We start from the raw sequence: 16,483 nt of genomic DNA, 5'->3' as shown, positions 1-16,483 counted from the left end.
CTACTTCCCCTTCGCCTTGTCACCGGGGGCGTCGGCGGACAGGGCGGCGACGAACGCCTCCTGCGGCACCTCGACCCGGCCGATGGTCTTCATCCGCTTCTTGCCCTCCTTCTGCTTCTCGAGCAGCTTGCGCTTGCGGCTGATGTCACCGCCGTAGCACTTGGCCAGGACGTCCTTGCGGATCGCGCGGATGTTCTCGCGCGCGATGATCTTCGAACCGACGGCCGCCTGGATGGGCACCTCGAACTGTTGGCGTGGGATGAGCTCCTTGAGCTTCAGCGTCATCTTGTTGCCGTAGGCGAACGCGGAATCCTTGTGCACGATCGCGCTGAACGCGTCGACGGCCTCGCCCTGGAGCAGGATGTCGACCTTCACCAGCGCCGACTCCTGTTCGCCCGCCTCCTCGTAGTCGAGGCTGGCGTAGCCGCGCGTCCTGGATTTGAGGGCGTCGAAGAAGTCGAAGATGATCTCCGCCATCGGCATCGTGTAGCGCAGTTCGACGCGCGTCTCCGAGAGGTAGTCCATGCCGCCGAGTTCCCCACGGCGGGACTGACACAGCTCCATGATCGTGCCGACGAACTCGCTCGGGGCGATGACCGTCGTCTTGACGATCGGTTCGAAGATGGCCTGCGCCTTGCCGTCCGGCCAGTCCGACGGGTTGGTGACCGTCATGTCGGTCCCGTCCTCGCCGACGAGTCGGTACACGACGTTCGGTGCGGTCGAGATGAGGTCGAGGCCGAACTCCCGCTCGAGCCGTTCGCGCGTGATCTCCATGTGCAGCAGACCCAGGAAGCCGCAGCGGAACCCGAATCCCAGTGCGACGGAGGTCTCCGGCTCCCAGGTCAGGGCGGCGTCGTTGAGCTGCAACTTCTCCAACGCGTCGCGCAGGTCGGGGTAGTCCGAGCCGTCGACCGGGTAGAGGCCGGAGTAGACCATCGGGCGGGGCTCGCGGTAGCCGGTCAGCGCCTCGGTCGCCCCGTTGCGTGCGGTCGTGACGGTGTCGCCGACCTTCGACTGCCGCACGTCCTTGACGCCGGTGATCAGGTACCCGACCTCGCCGACGCCGAGACCCTTCGTCGGTTTCGGCTCGGGCGAGACGATGCCCACCTCGAGACACTCGTGCGTGCTGCCGGTCGACATCATCTCGACCTTCACGCGGGGTTCGAGGCGGCCGTCGACGACGCGGACGTAGGTGACCACGCCGCGGTAGGTGTCGTAGACCGAGTCGAAGATCATCGCGCGCGCCGGCGCCGCGTCGTCCCCGACGGGCGCCGGGATCAGGCGCACCACCTCGTCGAGCAGTTCGCGCACCCCGGCACCGGTCTTGCCGGACACGCGCAGGATGTCGTCGGGCTCGCACCCGACGATGTGCGCGATCTCCGCGGCATAGCGATCGGGGTCGGCGGCGGGGAGGTCGATCTTGTTGAGGACCGGGATGATCGTGAGGTCCTTGTCCATCGCGAGGTACAGGTTCGCCAGCGTCTGGGCCTCGATGCCCTGTGCCGCGTCGACGAGCAGCACCGCGCCCTCGCAGGCCTCGAGCGCACGCGACACCTCGTAGGTGAAGTCGACGTGGCCGGGGGTGTCGATCAGGTGCATCACGTACTCCGTGGTCACGCCGTCCTCGGTGACCTCCCACGGCAGCCGCACGTTCTGCGCCTTGATGGTGATGCCGCGCTCACGTTCGATGTCCATGCGGTCGAGGTACTGCGCCCGCATGGCCCGTTCCTCGACGACGCCGGTGAGCTGCAGCATCCGGTCGGCCAGGGTGGACTTCCCGTGGTCGATGTGGGCGATGATGCAGAAGTTCCGGATCCGCGACGGATCGGTGAACGTCGTGTCGGCAAAACTGGGAATCGAACTCACTCCTCGTCGATGGGTCGCGCTCCTGCAAGTTTCGCACGGGCCGGTAGCGTCGCCGGACATGACCGCGACCGCCACCACGCCGTTCGTGGGCGACGGTGTCGAGGGCGTTCTGCACCGGCCCACGGGCGCGGTCGTCGCGGGCCTCGTCCTCACCCATGGTGCCGGGTCGAACCGGGATGCGCCCCTCCTGCGCCTGCTCGCCTCCGCGCTGGCCGATCGTGGCGTGGCGACCGCCCGGATCGACCTCCCCTATCGACAGCGACGGCCGAAGGGTCCGCCCAGCCCGTCCACGTCCCCGGCGGACCGCGACGGGATCGTCGCAGCGTGTCGCCTCGCGCGGGAACAGATCGGTGCCGCCGTCCCCCTGATCGTCGGTGGGCAGTCCTACGGGGGCCGTCAGGCGTCGATGGTCGTCGCCGAGGACCCCGGGATCGTCGAGGGACTCCTGCTGACGTCGTATCCCCTGCACCCCCCGGGCAAGCCCGAGCGCGCCCGAGTCGAGCATCTCCCCCGCATCATGTGCCCGACGGTCGTGGTCCACGGCTCGTCCGACCCGTTCGCCACCACGGCAGAGATCACCGATGCGATCGCCCTGATCCCCGGCCCGACGACCCTCGTCGAGATCGAGAAGACCGGCCACGACCTGCGGCCCGACCGGGCCCCGACCATCGAGCGCACGGTCGTCGCGGTCCTGGACCATCTCCTCGGACATCGGGGCCCGGGCGGCGCCGACTAGATTCGCCCCATGCCCGCATGGAAGACCGCACTCCGACTCGCCCAGCAGTACGGCCCCCGCGTCTACCGGGAACTGCAGCGCTCGGGCGCCATCGACAAGGGCCGCGACGCCCTGACCAGCCGGCTGGGCAGCAGCGGCGGCGCCACGACTGCCACCGGCCGGCCGGTCACCGACACCTCCCGCCCGACGGCCGACGCCGCCCGCCACATCGAGTACGCGCCGAAGCTCGACGGCGCCGCCGACCCGGGCGAGATCGTGTGGACATGGGTGGCGTTCGAGGAGGACGCGAGCCAGGGCAAGGACCGGCCGGTGCTGGTCGTCGGACGTGACCACGACCGACTCCTGGGCCTCATGCTGTCCAGTCAGGCCCACCGGGCCGACGACGCGAACTGGTCCCCGATCGGCCGGGGCGCGTGGGACGGCGGCCACAAGGACAGCTACATCCGCCTCGACCGCGTGCTCGACGTCCCCGAGCAGGGCATCCGGCGCGAGGGCGCCATCCTCGATCGCGGTCGTTTCGACGAGATCGCCGATCGTCTCCGCCGCGAGTACGGCTGGAGCTGACCGCCCGCACGCGACCTCACGCGAGTCGGGTGATCTCCACTGTGACCACTCCCTCGATGGAGATCACCGCCGTACCCGGCCTCATGCGAGTCGGGTGATCTCCACCACGACGTCGAGGTCGGTGGCACCGCCACCGGTGTAGATCCCCTTGAGCGGCGGCACATCCGAGTAGTCCCGGCCGATACCCACAGACACGTGCTGCTCGCGGATGGGCACGTCGTTGGTCGGGTCGTACCCCCACCAGCCTCCGGTCCACGCCTCGACCCATGCATGGCTCTGGCCCTCGACCGCCTCGTCGACGACCGCGTCCCGGTTCGGGTGCAGGTACCCCGAGACGTATCGCGCCGGGATCTTCAAGGCGCGCAACATCAGCAGCGTCAGGTGGGCGTAGTCCTGACAGACACCCTTGCGTTCGCCCCAGGCGTCGACGGCCGTCGTGTGCACACCGGTGGTGCCGGGCACGTACTCCATCTCCGAGTGCACCCACGAGCAGACGGCGACGACGGCGGAGGCGGGATCCAGACCCTTGGCCAGTCGACGCGCGGTCGTCGCGAGTTGACGGTTGCGCGGCACGTAGTCCGTCGCACCGAGATACTCGTCGTAGCGATCGATCACGTGCGGCGTGCGGAGGTCGTCCCAGTCGAATTCCTCGGCCTCCGAGGGGCGTTCACCGGCCTCGGTCTCGACCACCGACGATCCCGACACCTCCATCTCCTCGTGGGGGGCGTGGAGGTCGAACGCGGTGACCGCTGTGCCCCAGTAGTCGGTGTACCGGTAGGACCGTGTCGCCGGAACGGTCTCGACGCGGTTGACGATCACGTTCTGTCGGTTGTCGCTGCGCGGGGTCAGGCGTGCCTCGTTGTACGAGGACGTGACCGGCGCGTTGTAGGCGAATCCGGTGGAATGGACGACGCGCAGACGCCAGCTCACAGTTCACTCTCCTCGATGAAGTGCTCCTCGGCGGAGCTGGCGCGGACATCAGCCCACGCGACGTACGGCGACACGTGGAAGTACTGCAACGTCACGGCCTCGTTGACGTCGCGGCAGGTCTCCTGCAGATCGAGCAGACGGACCTGCAGATCCTGGAGCAACAGACCGGGCTGCATGAACTCCAGTGCGCTGCGGGCCCGTCCGAGCAGACGCTGCGCCTCCGCCCGCGCCCCGACCCGGCTGTTGGGTCGGTTGTCGAGCTCCATCAGGCACTGCTCGGCCTGCGTGATCGAGTGGAACACCGACCGCGGGAACAGTCGGTCGAGCAGCATGAACTCGACGACGCGGCTGGCGTCGAGTGCGCCGCGATAGGTCCGCAGGTAGGTGTCGTGCGCGCCGGCGGACCGCAGCACGGTGACCCACGTCGGTGACCCGGACCGGTCGCCGGCACGCGACAACAACATCCGGATGGTCATGTCGACCCGCTCCACCGAACGGCCGAGCAGCAGGAACCGGTAACCGTCGTCGTGGCTGAGTGTGGCGTCGGCCAGCCCGGCGAACATCGCCGCGCGGTTCTTCACGTACGCCAGGAACTCGTAGGGTCCCAGCTTGCGCGCGGCACGTTCGGCCTCGGCGAGCCCGTTGTAGGTGGTGTTGAGGCACTCCCACATCTCGCTGGACGTGACCTCTCGTGCGCCACGGGCGTTCTCACGTCCCGCGGCGATGCAGTTCACGATCGACCCCGATGCCTTCGGGTCGTAGGCGACCTGCTCCGTCAGCGACCAGACGTCGTACTCGTCCACGCCGGGGTCGGGCTCCATGCCCAGCACCTGCAGCACCAGGCGACAGGTGCGATCGGGGTCGACGGTGGCGTCCTCGAGCAGCTGATGCACGGCGACGTCGAGGATGCGCGCCGTGTCGTCGGCGCGTTCGACGTAGCGGCCGATCCAGTAGAGCGACTCGGCGTTACGGGCCAACATCACGAGGAAACCCCTTCGGTCTGCGACTGCGACTGCGTGCCCTGCTGCTGTTGTTGTTGCTGCTGTTGCTGCGACTGGGTGGCGAGGGGCTCGGGTCCGTGTTCGGTCTGATGCTGGGCCGGCAGGTCCTTGGTGCGGACCAACTCCTCGCCGCTGAGCTCCCGCTCGGACGCCGACGCACGAGAGGCCAGCACCCAGGTGTCCTTGGATCCGCCGCCCTGCGACGAGTTCACGACGAGCGATCCCTCGGGCAACGCCACACGGGTGAGACCACCGGGCAGCACCCACACCGAGTCGCCGTCGTTCACCGCGAACGGACGCAGGTCGACGTGGCGGGGTGCCAGCTTGTCGCCGATCTTCGTCGGCACCGTGGACAGCTGCACCACCGGCTGCGCGATCCACCCACGCGGATCGGACTTGATCTTGCGCGCCAACGTGTCCAGCTCGGCGCCGGTCGCGTCCGGGCCGAACACGATCCCGTACCCGCCGGAACCCTCGACCGGCTTGACGACCAGTTCGTCGATCCGGTCGAGCACCTCCTCGCGTTCGTCGTCGAGCCAGCACCGCAGGGTGTCGACGTTGGCCAGCGACGGCTTCTCGCCGAGGTAGTACTGGATGATCTCGGGGACATAGGTGTAGACGAGCTTGTCGTCGCCGACACCGTTGCCGACGGCACTGGAGATGACGACGTTGCCGGCGCGGGCGGCGTTGAGCAGTCCGGCGACCCCGAGCATGGAGTCCGGCCGGAACTGCATGGGGTCGAGGTACTCGTCGTCGATGCGTCGGTAGATCACGTCCACGCGCTGCTCACCCTCGGTGGTACGCATGTACACGACGTTGTCGCGGCAGAAGAGGTCGCGGCCCTCCACCAGTTCGACGCCCATCTGACGCGCGAGCAGCGAGTGCTCGAAGTAGGCCGAGTTCGCGACGCCCGGGGTGAGGACGACGACGTTCGGATCGGCCTCGTTGAACGCCGCCGACGCGCGCAGGGCCCTCAGCAGCTGACTGGAGTAGTCGGCGACGGCGCGCACACGGTGACTGGAGAACAGATCGGGGAAGACCCTGGCCATGGTGCGTCGGTTCTCCATGACGTAGGAGACGCCCGACGGCGACCGGAGGTTGTCCTCCAGGACGCGGAAGTCGCCGTTCTCGTCACGGATGAGATCGATTCCGGCGACGTGGATCCGGACACCGTTGGGCGGCTTGATCCCCGCGGCCTGGCGATGGAAGTGCTCACAGGAGGTGACCAGCCGCTTGGGCACCACACCGTCGCGCAGGATCTCCTGCTCGCCGTAGATGTCGTCGAGGAACATCTCGAGCGCCCGCACCCGCTGCGTGATGCCCTTCTCCAGCCGCGACCACTCCGCGGCCGAGATGACGCGCGGAACCACGTCGAGGGGGAACGGTCGCTCCTGGCCGGACAGCGAGAACGTGACGCCCTGGTCGATGAAGGCCCGCCCCAGAGCCTCGACCCGGGTCTCCAGATCGTTCCGGTCCGACGGGGCCAGCGCCTTGTGGATGCCCCGGTACGGTGCCCGGATCTCGTCGGCGTGGTCGAACATCTCGTCGAAGGCGTTGGCGTACGGGCCTTTCGAGTAGCCCTCGAAGAGACCCGTCGTCCCCGACGGTTTCGCCTTCGCCGCCCGTGTCGCGGTTGCCCGCTTCGGGGGTGGCTTCTTCTCGGGCACCTTCTTCTCGGGCGCCTTGCGCACCTTGCCTCCCCCTGACGCCTTGTCGTCCCTGCGGGTCGTGGAGGTGCTGGTGGACGTGGACCGCTTGTCGACCGAACTGGCGGGGCTCATCGCCCCATCGTGCCCCAGATGTCGCGCGGGGGCAGGAGGTTGCCCCCCAGCATGTCGGTTCCGCCCCGGCGCGATCAGCCGCGGTGGGCGCGGATGCCGCTCGCGACGACGCGCCGATACCCCCGCCGCAGAACGGACTTCGCCCGGCCGGTGACACCCCGGTGTTCCTCGGGGAGCGGCAGACGGCGGAGGGTCTCGGCCAGGGTGGCGACGGTGGTCTCGAGGACCTCGGTGGCGTCGGGCTCGCGGGCGGCGCCGGCGCGCACAGTGGCCGGCCGCAGGTCCGCGAGGTCGCCGACGACGTCGAAGCCGGCGGCGTCGACGGCGTCGATCATCTCCTCGGCCTGGTCCGCCGCCCACGCCGTCTGCTCGGCCGTCAGGATCCGGCCGCTCCTGTCCGTCGAACCGAACAGCACGTCACCGATGAGATGGCGCTTCACGGCACGTTCGTACCGATCCCACCCGACGTCCTGCGGCTGGAGGTGTTCGTTGAGACGTCGCAGCATCTCGGTCTGCGTCGGCGAGAGGGCAGTGTTCGACGGCGGGACCTCACGGTCGAGCAGTGCGGGATCGACGCCGAGCAGCCCGCAGAAGCGTTCCCACAGCGCACCGCCGGGGGCGCCGGGTGGCGGGACCGTGACGACGTGGACGTGCGCGGGCGGGAGGTCGCGGCCCCAGGTCCGCAGGATCGCGACGTGATCCTGGAACTCCCAGAACGGGTCCTGCTCCTCCCGGGGCAACTCCTGCAGCCCACGGACGAAGTCGTCGAGGGTCGCGCGGTGTTGGTTCTTGACGTTCTCCTGCCACACCGACGGGATCTGTCGTCCGAGGTCGCGAACGGTCGCGACGACGTGCACCTCGAGACCGGCGAGGTCACCCATCACCCGCGCGACGACCGCGTCGTCGGCCGTCGACAGCAGCTCGTGCGAGATCAACGAGGTGCCCGGCCAGCGGCGGATCTCCTCGAGGAGGCGCTCCCAGGTCCCGGCCCGCGCGGGATCCACCCAGTCGAGGTAGCGGTGCGGCTGCAGGTGCACCGCGGCGTGGAAGTGGTCGTCGACGCTGGTCCCGGGGTACAGGAGATGCCCGGTCCGCATCGCCGTGTCGCGGTTGCGCCACAGACGGTCCTGCAGATAGGTGGTGCCCGTCTTGGGCACGCCCACGTGCAGGAGGACGATGGGACGCGACATCAGCGCACCGTGATCGCAAAGGTGGACAAATCGGAGGCGGTCACTCCTCGACCATGCCAGATCCGCCCGAATCGCGGCGTTCCGCACAGCGGACACACAGCCGATCCGTACCCGTACGGGGCGGCCCGCCACGATTTGGGGCGGACACCGGCGCGCTGGTAACCTGGCCGGTCGGTGCCCGCGCCGGGGTCTGGAGTTCCTCGAGACCCACCTGCGGGCGGTGAGCGATCACCACAGACTTCCGTGACGACCCGCTCGACGGGACGTCACCGATTCGACAGACACCGCGGCCGCCAGGTCGCGACACGATCACAGCGGCCGACCGGCCGCGACGACGAGCATGAGGTGCTAGACGCGTGGCAAACATCAAGTCGCAGATGAAGCGGATCCGTACCAACGAGATCGCCCGTCAGCGGAACCAGTCGGTCAAGTCGTCGCTGCGTACCGCGATCCGCAACTTCCGTGAGGCCGTCGCCTCCGGCGAGAAGGACAAGGCGTCGGAGCTGCTCGTCACCACGAGCCGCCAGCTCGACAAGGCCGCCAGCAAGGGTGTCATCCATGCCAACCAGGCCGCCAACAAGAAGTCGGCGATGGCGAGCGCGGTCAACAAGCTCTGACCTGTTCCGTCGCCCTCGAGGTGACGTAGACGACTCTCGGCCCGGATCCGCCTCGGCGGTCCGGGCCGATGTCGTGCTCCGGGCAGGTGCGTCCCGCCGGAGTCAGCGGGAGTTCCTCATCGACGGACGGAGATCGGCGACCGCGGCGACGGCTCGCTGCAGGCTGTAGTCGGCGTCGGCCGCCTGCCCCTTCACGTCGCCGTTCAACGTCGCGACGACCCCCATCGCCGTCGCCACGGCCTCCGACGTCCACCCCTGCGCCTGTCCGGCCACCTTCCGGACCCGCCACGGTGGCATACCCAGCTCGGCCGCCGACGAGTTCGCATCTCGGCCGCCGACGGACCGCACGCGAGCGATGGCGTGCACCGCCTCGGCCAGGGCGTCTGCCACCAGGACATGCGGGACCCCGTGGTGTCCCGCCCAGGCCAACGCCTCGAGCGCCGCGGCCTTGTCGCCGGTGACCGCCGCGTCGGCGATCTCGAACCCGGTGACCTCGGGCCGGCCCGAGTAGTAGACGTCGATCGCGGCGAGGTCGATCTTCCCGTCGGTGTCGGCGACGAGTTGACTGCACGCGGCGGCGAGCTCCCGCAGATCGGACCGGACCGTCTCGACGAGCCGCGCCGCGACCTCGCCGGAGACCTTCACGCCCAACGACGAGAACTCCTTGGTGACGAAGGCGATCCGGTCCCCCACCCGGGTGACGGGTGCGCAGTCGTGCACCTGCGCCCCTGCTTTCCGCAGTTCCGCGGGCATCGTCTTCGTGCGACCGCCGCCGGAGTGGGCGACCGCCAGCGTGATGCCGTCGGGGAGATCCCGGGCCGCCGTGGTGATCGCCGCCGCGGGTTCCTTGCCGGCCTCGGCGGCCGACTCGACCACGACGATGCGTGCGTCTCCGAACAGGGACGGGCTGAGCAGTTCGACCAGCTCGTGCTCACCGACGTCACCGGCGCGCACGCGGGTCACGGGCACGTCGGTCCCCGCGTCCTTCACCGCGCGGGACCGTACCTCCGAGACCGCGCGCTCGATGAGGAAGTCCTCGTCGCCGAGGAGCAGATGCAGTCGGTCACTCACGGCGACCATGCTGCCAGCGTCCCCCGACACCCGCGCGGGCGGTGCGACGCCTCGCCCACCACAGCGGCAGGCCCACCACGACGACACCCGTCGCGGTCATGAGCAGCGCCCCCGGGACACCTCCGGGGACCGTCACCGCCGCGCCGGGCGCGCGGGCGAGACGCTGGGCGACGACTGCCATCCACCACAGCTCGGGGCCGCACACCCGTGCCGCGAGACCCGCGACGACGGTCGAGAACTGGGTGCTCACGGCGGCCACCGTGCCGAAGACGGTGATCGGGGCGACGACCGGCGCGATGACGATGTTCGCGACGACCCCGACGACGCTGACCGATCCGGCGAAGGCCACCACCAGCGGGGTGGTGACCAGCTGTGCCGTGGCCGCGATCGCCACCGGATCGGCGATCACCCGCGGGACGTGGCGGTCGACGAGGCCGTCACGGAGTCGGGGCGCGAGCACCACGAGACCCGCGGTGGCCGCCACCGACAGCGCGAAGCCCGGGTCGACCGACATCGCCGGCCACACCCCCAGCACCACGATGATCGCCGCGCACAGGGCCGGCACCGGTTGGGTGTCGCGTCGGGCGGCGAGCGCGAGCATCCCCACGACCCCCATCACCGCGGCCCGCACCACACTCGGCGACGGGCGCACCACGAGCACGAAGACGGCGATCACGGCCACCGCCACCGCGACGGACACGGCGCGGGAGGCGCCGCAGACGCGGAGCAGGGCCAGGACCGATCCCCCGATGATGGCCACGTTCGCGCCGGACATTGTCGGTAAGGAATCGTATGTTCCTGGGGTGCAGGCGATCATCTACTGCCGAGTCTCCTCGGACCCCAACCAGCGCGGCAAGTCCGTCGACGAGCAGGAACGTGAATGCCGCGCCGTCGCGGCTTCCTCGGGCTGGGACGTGGGCGACGTGCTCGTCGATAACGACCGCGGCGCATCGCGATACAGCCGCGGCGACCGTCCGGCGTACGCCCGGTTGAAACTGCTCCTTGCCCCCGGTGACGTCCTCATCACGTGGGAGGCTTCCCGGGCGCAGCGTGACCTCGCGGCCTACCTCGAGCTGCGCGAGCTCTGCGCTGAGCGAGGGGTCTTGTGGTCCTACTCGGGTCGCACCTACGACCTGACGCGCGGCGACGACCGGTTCACCACCGGCCTCGACGCGCTGCTGTCTGAGAAGGAAGTTGAGCAGACACGGGAACGCGTACTGCGCGCGGTGCGCGCCAACGCCCACGCCGGGCGTCCACACGGGAAGGTCCCTTTTGGGTACCGGCTCGTTCGCGACCCTGACACCGGGGAGTCGATCGGCCGGGTCGAGCACCCTGAGACAGGGCCGATCTTCCGGGAGGCGTTCCGCCGCGTGCTCGCCGGTGAGGCGCTCTACTCGGTGTGCAAGGACTTCGAGGCCCGCGGGATCCCCGCGCCCCGGCCGCGTCGCGACGGCTCACCCGCCCCCTGGATCCAGGTCACCCTCCGCCACATCCTCGAGTCGCCCACATACGCCGGCCTTCGCCAGCACCGCGGGGTGGTGATCGGCCCGGCCACATGGGAGCCACTGATCACCATTGAGGAGCACCAGCAGATGCTCGCGCTGCTGAACGATCCCGCCCGGCTGACGCACCGGGGGTCGAGCCCACGATGGCTACTGACCGGGATCGCGACGTGCGGGGTGTGCGGTGGTCGCATCGTGCGGGCCAAGAACCGCGGCTGCGACTCCTACATGTGCCACGAGAAGTTCTGTGTCGCCCGCAAAATCGCGACTCTCGACGAGTTCGTGGTCGAAACCATCCTCGCTCGCCTCGAGCAACTCGACCCCGCGGCGCTCGCCGCCACCGATCCCACGACGGCCGCGGCGTTCGATGAGGCGCGAGCACTGCGCGACCGCCTCGACGACTTCGTCGACCAGGCCGCCGCCGGTGAGCTGACCGCGGCGTCACTCGCGCGGATCGAAGCTCGGCTACTCCCGCAGATCGCCTCGGCCGAGCGCCGCGCGAACGCGGGCGCCCGTCACCCCCTCGTGGCCGCAATGGTCGGCGACGGTGCACGTGAGCACTGGGCGTCGTTGGACATCGTCGAACGTCGCACCGTCGTGCGATCCATGCTATCGGTGACGATCCACCGGGCCGGCGTCGGTCGCACCGTCTTCAACCCGGACCTGATCACCCTCGAGTGGGTCAGCTAGCCCGACGCACCGCACGCGCGTCACGGATCCGCTGCAGCCGCCGGACGAGCACGGGGTCGTCGGCGAGCGCCTCCGGGTTGTCGAGGATGCGCGTGAGCCGCTGGTAGTAGCGCGTCGTCGAGATCCCGAACTGCTCGCGGATCGCGTTCTCCTTCGCGCCGGGTGTCCGCCACCACTGCTTCTCGAACGCCAGGAGCGCCCGGTCGTCATCGGTCATGCCGCACCCGCCTCGAGCTGGTCGTCGATCCATGTCCGCTCCTCGTCCGTCAGCGACCGCACCAGCGCGACGAGCATCGGCACATCGACCCACAGCTCGTCGGCGACCTCGTCGGTGTGCCGAGTCCACCGCAGGACATCGAGGAGTCGCTCGAGCGCCACCAGACGGCGCGCAGCGATTCGCTCCACCGCGACCTCTTCGCGGGCGCGCAGGGCGGGATCGCGCGGGAAGACGCGGCGCTCGTCGTGCACGAGCTCGTGGGCGATCGTGCAGCGACGCTCGGCCTGGGACTGACGGCTGTCGACCTCGATGCGCCCGGGGCTGAACGAACCGCGCCAGCAGTCGGCCGACGACTCACCGAACGCGATCTCGAGGTGCTTGCGACTGCGTGCATCCCGCCACGGGTGGTAACTCATGCGCCAGACGCTAGGGCGCAGGTCCGACAGAAAAGCACCTGACCAGGAATTACACCGATGTAACCCTGCCTCTAAGCGCCATCATCGGAGCCGGGCTCGTCGACTCCTTCCGACTCCGCCTCACGGTCGTGCTGCTCGCGGATGAGCTGGCCCTGCGACTTGCCCGGCGCAGTTCGGCGCGCGAGGTCATAGTCCGACTGCAGCTCGCCCGTCAGTGCATCAGCTGGCGGCTCGGTCGCGACCGGCCGGTGCGACCGCAACCGATAGCCGCCGTTTCCCATCCGCTCGACGTCGTACCGCGGATCCTCGCCCAGCTCCCGCAGGATCGTGTCGACGACGGTCGACACATACAGCGCGGCCGCGGCGGGGAGCCGCGATATTCGCGGCCGAAGACTGACGAGTTCGTCCCAGCGGGTGTCGACCTCCGCCTCAAGTGCCCGCCAGTCGCCAACGACCACTCCCGACTGGCCCACGTCCAGATCGTCAGAGCCCCGCACAACAGGCTCCCCGCCATTCGCCACAGCTTCGACGGATCCGGGTTCCCAGCCGAGCGCCCGCTCGATCTTCGCGACCGTGCTGTCACGCGGCCACCGGTCGCCACCTTCCATGGAGCGGATCGTCTTCGCGTCGACGCCCGCGGTTCGGGCCAGCTCGGCAACGTCGAGACCCAGTGCGCGCCGGCGGAGGCCGACCTTCGCGCCAACCTCAGCGGCAGTTCGTTTCATGCCCCTGAGCGTTGCAGGAACAATTGGGAACAGCAACCAACGCCAGCGCGCGCCAGAGGCCGATTTTTCGGGAAAACACCCTCGTAGTTACGTTGATGTGACATGAGCTGACCTGCATAGATGCGACTTGTTCCCGTTGTTCCCGCCAGTTCCGTTGACGTGTTCCCCGTTGTTCCGCTACCTTCTTGGCCATGCAGAAGGAACTTCAGGGCACTTCCTCCCGATCGGCGGAAGACGTTCGGGTGGGCAACACGCTGCGTGTGATGCGCGAGATGCGCGGATACCGCCCCGACGACTTCGCGTCGTCGATCGGGATCTCGCGGCCCTACCTGGCGAACATCGAGGCGGGTCGCAAGCACCTCACGGACGTATTGCTGGCGCGTGCCGCGAAGGCGCTCGACGTTCCGCAGATCGCCATCCGCCGCCCCGACGTCGTGCTCGACGAGGTGGCGGTCTGATGCCGGCCTCCGGTCGTGAGGACTCGGTGCGCGAGTCCATCCGCGCCGCGGCGCGACGCATCGCCGCAGACGCTCCCCCGCTCACCCCGGCGCAGCGCGACCTGCTCGCCCGCATCTGGGTGAAGCCGACCGACAAGGCGGCCACAGCGTGAGCCCCGCGCCCGTGTCGACCGGGTCGTCCACCGACGCGCCGCTCGCGCTGCACCGGGTCGTCAACGACGAGCTCGTCCTCTGCTGGTCGGGTACGGGCGATGTCGTCGAGGCGCGCTACGACTCGCACGTCCCGCACCCGTCCGGCGGTCTCGAGCCGATCGTCGAGCTGCGCGCGACCGTGCGTCTGCACTCGCGGCCCCGCAACTGGGCGGAGTCACCGCTCGTCTGGCTGGACCCGCACGAGAACGCCGTCGAGCTCCGCGACACCCTGCGCGACACCGCCTGGAACCGAATCGCCTACGTGCAGCACGGCGGCGGCCTGGTGCGGGTGAAGGAGTGGCGTCAGGACTTCGAGGCCGTGACCCTCATCGCCACCACCGGTCACGTCACGCTCGCGACCTACCCCGACGGCCACTTCGTCGACGACTTCTCGTCGCCCATCCCCGCTGTGGACGGCCTCGTGCTCGCGACGCCGCGCGCGTATCGCCTCGCGACGGTCGCACTGTCCGAGCCGCCGATGCCGGTCCCGGCCGACCAGTGGCTCCCGCAGCAGCGCCGCCTGGCGTCCGACCGCCTCCTCGCCGATGCCGGCCACCTGTGCCGCCCGTCGACCGAGCGCAGCACCACGCCCGAGCCCGCCACTTCTCCCTGATCTCTCCCCCGCGGGCGGATGGAGGAAGCCGCCCGCGGCCGGAGCGCCCGAGACACGTCATCCCGGGCACGGCCCGCCGCCTCATCGGCGGCGGGCCACCACCGACCACCACAACCACCGAGATCGGACTGCAAATGGACACCATCTACTGGCTCCTCGGACCCGGGGTGCTGCTGTACCTCGCGGGCATCGCCACCGGCGTCAGCCTGCACGGACACTCCCACGTCGACAACCCCTTCGAGATCGCCGGCGGTGACGAGCGATGAGCAGCGCCGTCCACTGGCCGAACGGCATGAAGGAACCCGAGTTCCTCACCACGCCAGACGAGTTCCTCGACGTCACACAGAAGGCGCGGGTCGCCGCGCTGTACGTCGCACACTCGGTGCTCCGCTCGACGGCCCTCTTCTCGACCACTGGAGCGCCCCTAGATGGGCTGGTCGAGATCGCCGAGTACGTCGTGAACGGGCTGACATCGGAGCCCGTCGACGCGCAGGTCGTGCACATCACCGAACAGCAGACGAGCGACCTCGACGACGCAGCGCGGGGTGTGGCGCGCGACTTGAGCGATTACGGCGGTGGTCGGCGATGAGCGGGCTGTCCGACTCGCAGTTGCGCCGCGCTCGCCTGAACCGCGCGCTGCTGGCACAGGACCACATCTACGCCGACACCGCCGCCGACAACGCCGTCGAGAAGCGCCGTGCGAAGAACCGCGCCGCGAAGCAGTCCCGACGGATCAACCGGGGGCGGCGATGACTGAGACGACGAACGCGCCTCTCACTGCGGCGACCGTCCGGACGATCCGCGACGCCTCCGCCGCCGGCGACAGCATCACCGACATCGCAGGGCTCGCCGCAACCACGAACGCCGTAGCGGCACGTATCGCGCACGCGGACTCCGAGGACGAGGCGATTCGTGTTGCGAAGGCGATCTGGGCCCGCGACGCCTACTGGCACCTCAGCGGCCACGTCGTCGCGGACGACATCAGCGACGCGGCCCTCGCGGTCTGGACGGTCATCGTGCGCGGAATCGAGGAGGCCACCGCCGTAGGCCTGGACCCCGCGAAGCTCATCGACGCCGTCACGAACGGGGTGGGGTGCTGATGCGCGGCGTGATCAGCCAAGCGCCCCGCAGCCGCGCCGCCGGCATCGGCGAGTGGCTGCTGACGATCGTGCTCAGCGGCATCGTCGGCGGACTTATCGGTGTCGTCATCCTGGCCGCGCTGGTCTGGTTCGGCGGTCTGCAGTGGATCGCGGAGGTGGCCCGGTGATCACGGTCGACTTCTCCGAGACGCTCGAATCGCTCCCCGTCCCTGACGGTTTCGCCTGGCTCGTCGTCAGCGACCGCCAGTACGACCAGGCGTGCCGGGACGGCCTGCCGACGCTGTACCTCGAGTTCAAGTGTGACGACGACCTGCAGATGCACTACCTCGTTGGGCAGGCACTCGTTGGGCCGGAGGTGGCCCGGTGAGCGCGCCACAGAACCCGTTCCAGCACCAGGTCGTCGACGCCATGGTCCCGCTCGCACTGCGCATCGTCGGCGCGGTCCGGGACGACGATCCCGCCGAGCTGCTCGACGCGATCGCCACCGCCCACACGATCGGCGACGGGACGGCGTGGATGACGGCGCTGCTCATCGCGATCGCCGGTCTGGTGCCTGACGACCGCACTGTCGGCGAGCTCACCGAGTGGCTGCGAGTTCCCGCATGAGCAACACGACGATCGAGTCCGCGAAGAAGTTGCTCGCCCAGCACGGATACGTCGTGCTGCGCGAGAAGTCGTATCGGCAGGCGCAGGAACGCCAACGGTGCGCCGAGGCACTGCGGCGCGCGGCTGAGGAGCACGCCGCGCGAAACCAGCGGTGGGTCGAGGACAAGGTCGGCCCAGAAATGCGCTTCTACCGCGACCGGTGCGAGTT

The 16,483-nt window shown here is 69.4% G+C and carries 25 protein-coding genes; 15 read left to right on the top strand and 10 right to left on the bottom strand.

The features are described from left to right. Entirely contained in the window at positions 1-1,926 is a 1,926-nt protein-coding gene (gene lepA / locus LX14_RS17300; RefSeq protein WP_253648622.1) for a translation elongation factor 4, read from the bottom strand. Between lepA and LX14_RS17295 the strand changes: the two genes are divergently transcribed. After that, complete coding sequence (locus LX14_RS17295; protein ID WP_253648621.1) at positions 1,925-2,602, top strand: alpha/beta hydrolase family protein; 678 nt, start codon at positions 1,925-1,927, stop codon at positions 2,600-2,602. The genes lepA and LX14_RS17295 overlap by 2 nt on opposite strands. 9 nt (positions 2,603-2,611) lie before the next feature. Next, a complete protein-coding gene (locus LX14_RS17290) occupies positions 2,612-3,166 on the top strand; it encodes a type II toxin-antitoxin system PemK/MazF family toxin (protein ID WP_253648620.1) in 555 nt (184 codons plus the stop codon). An 81-nt stretch (positions 3,167-3,247) separates the two neighbouring features. On the opposite strand, the gene LX14_RS17285 is transcribed toward LX14_RS17290, so the two are convergent. The 4 genes from LX14_RS17285 to LX14_RS17270 all read right to left on the bottom strand — a co-directional run bounded on the left by LX14_RS17285 (position 3,248) and on the right by LX14_RS17270 (position 8,068). Next, entirely contained in the window at positions 3,248-4,096 is an 849-nt protein-coding gene (locus tag LX14_RS17285; protein ID WP_253648619.1) for a transglutaminase family protein, read from the bottom strand. Then, positions 4,093-5,076, bottom strand: coding sequence for an alpha-E domain-containing protein (locus LX14_RS17280; RefSeq protein ID WP_253648618.1), 984 nt, complete (start codon positions 5,074-5,076; stop codon positions 4,093-4,095). Before LX14_RS17280 ends, LX14_RS17285 begins: the two co-directional genes overlap by 4 nt. Next, on the bottom strand, positions 5,076-6,878 hold the full coding sequence (locus LX14_RS17275; RefSeq protein WP_253648617.1) for a circularly permuted type 2 ATP-grasp protein: 1,803 nt from the start codon (positions 6,876-6,878) through the stop codon (positions 5,076-5,078). The genes LX14_RS17280 and LX14_RS17275 overlap by 1 nt, the downstream gene beginning before the upstream one ends. A gap of 74 nt (positions 6,879-6,952) precedes the next feature. Further along, positions 6,953-8,068 (bottom strand): sulfotransferase family protein, encoded by a 1,116-nt coding sequence (locus LX14_RS17270; protein ID WP_253648616.1) that lies wholly within the window; start codon positions 8,066-8,068, stop codon positions 6,953-6,955. A 356-nt stretch (positions 8,069-8,424) separates the two neighbouring features. On the opposite strand from LX14_RS17270, the gene rpsT reads away from it, so the two are divergent. Beyond that, complete coding sequence (gene rpsT / locus LX14_RS17265; protein ID WP_253648615.1) at positions 8,425-8,685, top strand: 30S ribosomal protein S20; 261 nt, start codon at positions 8,425-8,427, stop codon at positions 8,683-8,685. Positions 8,686-8,787: 102 nt separating this feature from the next. Here rpsT and holA read toward each other — a convergent pair whose 3' ends face one another. Together holA and LX14_RS17255 are read right to left on the bottom strand one after the other, a co-directional pair. Further along, a complete protein-coding gene (gene holA, locus LX14_RS17260) occupies positions 8,788-9,765 on the bottom strand; it encodes a DNA polymerase III subunit delta (protein ID WP_253648614.1) in 978 nt (325 codons plus the stop codon). Then, positions 9,749-10,531 (bottom strand): ComEC/Rec2 family competence protein, encoded by a 783-nt coding sequence (locus tag LX14_RS17255; protein WP_253648613.1) that lies wholly within the window; start codon positions 10,529-10,531, stop codon positions 9,749-9,751. Before LX14_RS17255 ends, holA begins: the two co-directional genes overlap by 17 nt. Positions 10,532-10,559: 28 nt before the next feature. Here LX14_RS17255 and LX14_RS17250 point away from each other — a divergent pair, with 28 nt between their 5' ends. After that, complete coding sequence (locus tag LX14_RS17250) at positions 10,560-11,948, top strand: recombinase family protein (RefSeq protein WP_253648612.1); 1,389 nt, start codon at positions 10,560-10,562, stop codon at positions 11,946-11,948. Here the strand turns inward: LX14_RS17250 and LX14_RS17245 are convergent. The 3 genes from LX14_RS17245 to LX14_RS17235 all read right to left on the bottom strand — a co-directional run bounded on the left by LX14_RS17245 (position 11,941) and on the right by LX14_RS17235 (position 13,306). Then, positions 11,941-12,165 carry a DUF3263 domain-containing protein gene (locus LX14_RS17245; RefSeq protein WP_253648611.1) on the bottom strand — a complete coding sequence of 75 codons (225 nt, stop codon included), beginning with the start codon at positions 12,163-12,165 and terminating at the stop codon, positions 11,941-11,943. The two genes, LX14_RS17250 and LX14_RS17245, sit on opposite strands and share 8 nt — an antisense overlap. Beyond that, the gene (locus LX14_RS17240) at positions 12,162-12,581 is read right to left on the bottom strand and encodes an ImmA/IrrE family metallo-endopeptidase (RefSeq protein WP_253648610.1); all 420 of its coding nucleotides are present in this window, start codon (positions 12,579-12,581) and stop codon (positions 12,162-12,164) included. The genes LX14_RS17245 and LX14_RS17240 overlap by 4 nt, the downstream gene beginning before the upstream one ends. Before the next feature lie 71 nt (positions 12,582-12,652). After that, complete coding sequence (locus LX14_RS17235) at positions 12,653-13,306, bottom strand: helix-turn-helix domain-containing protein (protein ID WP_253648609.1); 654 nt, start codon at positions 13,304-13,306, stop codon at positions 12,653-12,655. Between the two features lie 242 nt (positions 13,307-13,548). Between LX14_RS17235 and LX14_RS17230 the strand changes: the two genes are divergently transcribed. From LX14_RS17230 to LX14_RS17185, 11 genes are all read left to right on the top strand, one after another. Next, positions 13,549-13,764: a helix-turn-helix transcriptional regulator gene (locus LX14_RS17230; RefSeq protein ID WP_253648608.1), complete on the top strand. Its 216-nt coding sequence runs from the start codon at positions 13,549-13,551 to the stop codon at positions 13,762-13,764. Further along, positions 13,764-13,916 carry a hypothetical protein gene (locus tag LX14_RS17225; RefSeq protein ID WP_253648607.1) on the top strand — a complete coding sequence of 51 codons (153 nt, stop codon included), beginning with the start codon at positions 13,764-13,766 and terminating at the stop codon, positions 13,914-13,916. The genes LX14_RS17230 and LX14_RS17225 overlap by 1 nt, the downstream gene beginning before the upstream one ends. After that, positions 13,913-14,569 carry a hypothetical protein gene (locus LX14_RS17220; protein ID WP_253648606.1) on the top strand — a complete coding sequence of 219 codons (657 nt, stop codon included), beginning with the start codon at positions 13,913-13,915 and terminating at the stop codon, positions 14,567-14,569. The genes LX14_RS17225 and LX14_RS17220 overlap by 4 nt, the downstream gene beginning before the upstream one ends. Before the next feature lie 134 nt (positions 14,570-14,703). Continuing rightward, positions 14,704-14,835, top strand: coding sequence for a hypothetical protein (locus LX14_RS20760; protein ID WP_301283861.1), 132 nt, complete (start codon positions 14,704-14,706; stop codon positions 14,833-14,835). After that, entirely contained in the window at positions 14,832-15,158 is a 327-nt protein-coding gene (locus tag LX14_RS17215) for a hypothetical protein (RefSeq protein WP_253648605.1), read from the top strand. The genes LX14_RS20760 and LX14_RS17215 overlap by 4 nt, the downstream gene beginning before the upstream one ends. Further along, entirely contained in the window at positions 15,155-15,322 is a 168-nt protein-coding gene (locus LX14_RS17210) for a hypothetical protein (RefSeq protein ID WP_253648604.1), read from the top strand. Before LX14_RS17215 ends, LX14_RS17210 begins: the two co-directional genes overlap by 4 nt. Next, the gene (locus LX14_RS17205) at positions 15,319-15,669 is read left to right on the top strand and encodes a hypothetical protein (RefSeq protein WP_253648603.1); all 351 of its coding nucleotides are present in this window, start codon (positions 15,319-15,321) and stop codon (positions 15,667-15,669) included. Before LX14_RS17210 ends, LX14_RS17205 begins: the two co-directional genes overlap by 4 nt. Before the next feature lie 8 nt (positions 15,670-15,677). Further along, positions 15,678-15,836, top strand: a complete 159-nt coding sequence (locus LX14_RS17200; RefSeq protein WP_253648602.1) for a hypothetical protein — start codon at positions 15,678-15,680, stop codon at positions 15,834-15,836. After that, positions 15,833-16,036 carry a hypothetical protein gene (locus tag LX14_RS17195; protein WP_253648601.1) on the top strand — a complete coding sequence of 68 codons (204 nt, stop codon included), beginning with the start codon at positions 15,833-15,835 and terminating at the stop codon, positions 16,034-16,036. The genes LX14_RS17200 and LX14_RS17195 overlap by 4 nt, the downstream gene beginning before the upstream one ends. Then, on the top strand, positions 16,033-16,275 hold the full coding sequence (locus tag LX14_RS17190) for a hypothetical protein (protein ID WP_253648600.1): 243 nt from the start codon (positions 16,033-16,035) through the stop codon (positions 16,273-16,275). Before LX14_RS17195 ends, LX14_RS17190 begins: the two co-directional genes overlap by 4 nt. Further along, positions 16,272-16,483, top strand: a 212-nt coding sequence (locus LX14_RS17185) for a hypothetical protein (protein WP_253648599.1), incomplete at its 3' end; no start/stop codon positions are given. The genes LX14_RS17190 and LX14_RS17185, both read left to right, overlap by 4 nt.

This window comes from Williamsia deligens (assembly GCF_024171765.1).
Taxonomy (GTDB): Bacteria; Actinomycetota; Actinomycetes; order Mycobacteriales; family Mycobacteriaceae; genus Williamsia_A; species Williamsia_A deligens.
The sequence above is the reverse complement of the archived record's forward strand: the minus strand, read 5'-3'. Positions and strand labels throughout refer to the sequence as shown.